Below are 2,508 nucleotides of genomic sequence, written 5' to 3'. Positions count from 1 at the left end.
GTAAGCGCGTAGGCCACCCCACGTATCTTTCGGCCTGCTGATCGGCGATTTTCTGCATGAGTCATGCGGAGAATTCCATGAGCGACAGTGTGAATCACCCTCGAACCTTTGAGGTTTTGACGGCGGAGCCGGTGCGAAGACGACGCAAGCCGCGTGACTGGTCGGATGATGAGAAGGCGCGGATCGTGGCCGCGACGTTGCAGCCTGGGGCCAATGTCTCGGCGATTGCCCGGTCTGAAGGCTTGGATCCCTCGCAGCTTTATGGGTGGCGTCGCAAGGCACTGGCATCGGGAGTTGTTGCGCCCCTGACGGAGGGAATGGGCAAGGAGATCAAGTTCGCGCGCGTTGATACGATGAGCAGCGGCTCGGTCGATATTGTCATTGCGGATATGGTGGTGCGCGTCGGCGGCGAGTTCGACCCTGATCATCTGGTGAGGGTTCTACGGGCGGCTCGCAAGGCATGATCGCCTCCGGTGTGGTGGTTTATGTGTCGTGCCAGCCGGTCGACTTCCGCAAGGGGGCCGTCTCTTTGATGGCGCTGGTGCGGGATGGCGGCCTCGATCCCTTCAATGGCGCGCTTTACGTCTTCCGGTCGAAACGGGCTGATCGTATTCGTATTGTCTGGTGGGATGGCAGTGGTGTCTGCCTCTATTCGAAAACCCTGGAAGATCAAGGCTTCTGCTGGCCGGGCATATCGGCGGCACGGATACGTCTGGACCATTCTCAGCTGATGGCGTTGCTAGCCGGAATGGATTGGAAAAAGATCCGCCCGGCCAAGGTCCGGCGGCCCTTGTTGACGGGCTGACAGGGCCTGCGGCAAGATGAATCATGCCGCTGTAATGGTTGGGAAAACGGCGGTTTTTGTGCTCTACTCATTCCCATGGATTTGCCCCCTCACGACTTGCCGGACGACATTGACGCGCTGAAAGCGATGGTCCTCGCGATGGCGCGCGAGCAGGCTGCGAAAGAAGCCCGACTGAGGGCCGCTGAAGCTGAGATCGCCCGGCTGGAGGCGATGGAGAAGAGCGCCAACGAGCGGATTGCCAACCTCACATCGATCTTGAAGGTTCTGCAGCGCACGCAACATGGCACCCGTTCCGAGCGGCTGCGCCTTGGCATCAACGACGAGCAGGTCTCCTTTGCTTTCGAGGAAGTTGAGACCGGCCTTTCGGCGATCCAGAGCGAGCTCGATCGCGCGGCCAAGGAAAAGCCGAAACGAGCACCACGTCCGCGCAAGAGTTTTGCCGCTCATCTCGAACGCATAGAGGAAGTGATCGAGCCGGAGATCCCGGCCGGCTGCGAGGGGCTGGAAAAGGTCCTGATCGGTGAGGATCGCTCCGAACGACTGGATGTCGTGCCACCGAAGTTCAGGGTCATCGTGACGCGTCGCCCCAAATATGCCTTCCGGGGCAACGATGGCGTGCTCCAGGCGTTGGCACCGGCACACATCATCGAAAGCGGCCTGCCGACGGAGCGGCTGCTCGCCTATATCGCCGTCTCCAAATACGCCGACGGCCTTCCGCTTTACCGGCAGGAGGCAATCTATCTACGCGACGGTGTCGAGATCAGCCGATCGTTGATGGCCCAGTGGATGGGGCATCTGGGCTTCGAGCTGCAGATATGCGCCGATTACATCCTCGAGCGCGTCAAGGAGGGCGAAAGGATCTTCGCCGACGAAACCACCTTACCCACTCTTGCGCCCGGTTCGGGGAAAACGACGAAGGCCTGGCTTTGGGCTTATGCTCGCGATGATCGCCCCTATGGCGGAACCAGTCCGCCAATGGTGGCCTATCGTTTTGAGGACAGCAGGGGCGCTGATTGCGTGGCACGTCATCTCGCCGGATACAGCGGTATTCTGCAGGTCGACGGCTACTCGGCCTATACCAATCTCGCCAAGACGCGTGCCAAAGCCGGCAGCAATGAAACGATCCAACTCGCAGGGTGCTGGGCGCACCTACGCCGCAAGTTTTACGACCTTCACATCAGCGGAGTCTCGAAGGCTGCAACGGACACGATCATCGCGATGACCGAGCTGTGGCGCATCGAGGATGATGTCCGCGGTCGAGATGCCGACAGCCGTTCCGTGCTGCGTCAGGAAAAATCTGCAACCATCGTCTCCGGCCTCTTTGATCTTTGGGAGAAGGAACTGGGCAAGGTCTCTGGCAAGTCCAAGACCGCCGAAGCAATCCGCTACGCGCTCACCCGGCGCGAAGCACTGGAGCGCTTCCTGACGGACGGCCGGATCGAAATCGACTCCAATGTCGTCGAGCGCGCGATCAGGCCCCAAACAATTACGAGAAAGAACAGTCTATTCGCCGGCAGCGAGGGTGGTGGACGCACCTGGGCGACGGTCGCCACCCTCTTGCAGACAGCCAAAATAAATGGCGTCGATCCGCTCGACTGGCTCTCCCAGACATTGACCCGCATCGCTCAAGGCTGGCCAGTATCCGAGCTCGAGGCGCTTATGCCATGGAACTTCAGGCCTGACGCCATCAGCTAACCGCTTAC

3 protein-coding genes are annotated in these 2,508 nt (G+C 60.2%); all 3 read left to right on the top strand.

Going from position 1 to position 2,508, the window contains the following annotated elements:
- Positions 1 to 77: 77 nt before the first annotated feature.
- The 3 genes from FHT84_RS31225 to FHT84_RS31215 all read left to right on the top strand — a co-directional run bounded on the left by FHT84_RS31225 (position 78) and on the right by FHT84_RS31215 (position 2,500).
- The gene (locus FHT84_RS31225; RefSeq protein ID WP_113251703.1) at positions 78 to 464 is read left to right on the top strand and encodes a transposase; all 387 of its coding nucleotides are present in this window, start codon (positions 78 to 80) and stop codon (positions 462 to 464) included.
- Positions 461 to 805, top strand: coding sequence for an IS66 family insertion sequence element accessory protein TnpB (tnpB, locus tag FHT84_RS31220; protein WP_069611408.1), 345 nt, complete (start codon positions 461 to 463; stop codon positions 803 to 805). Before FHT84_RS31225 ends, tnpB begins: the two co-directional genes overlap by 4 nt.
- 75 nt (positions 806 to 880) lie before the next feature.
- Positions 881 to 2,500 (top strand): IS66 family transposase, encoded by a 1,620-nt coding sequence (locus FHT84_RS31215; protein ID WP_113251705.1) that lies wholly within the window; start codon positions 881 to 883, stop codon positions 2,498 to 2,500.
- Positions 2,501 to 2,508: the final 8 nt, after the last annotated feature.

It is taken from the genome of Rhizobium sp. BK289 (genome assembly GCF_014193575.1).
Classification (GTDB): Bacteria; Pseudomonadota; Alphaproteobacteria; order Rhizobiales; family Rhizobiaceae; genus Rhizobium; species Rhizobium tropici_C.
The sequence above is the reverse complement of the archived record's forward strand: the minus strand, read 5'-3'. Positions and strand labels throughout refer to the sequence as shown.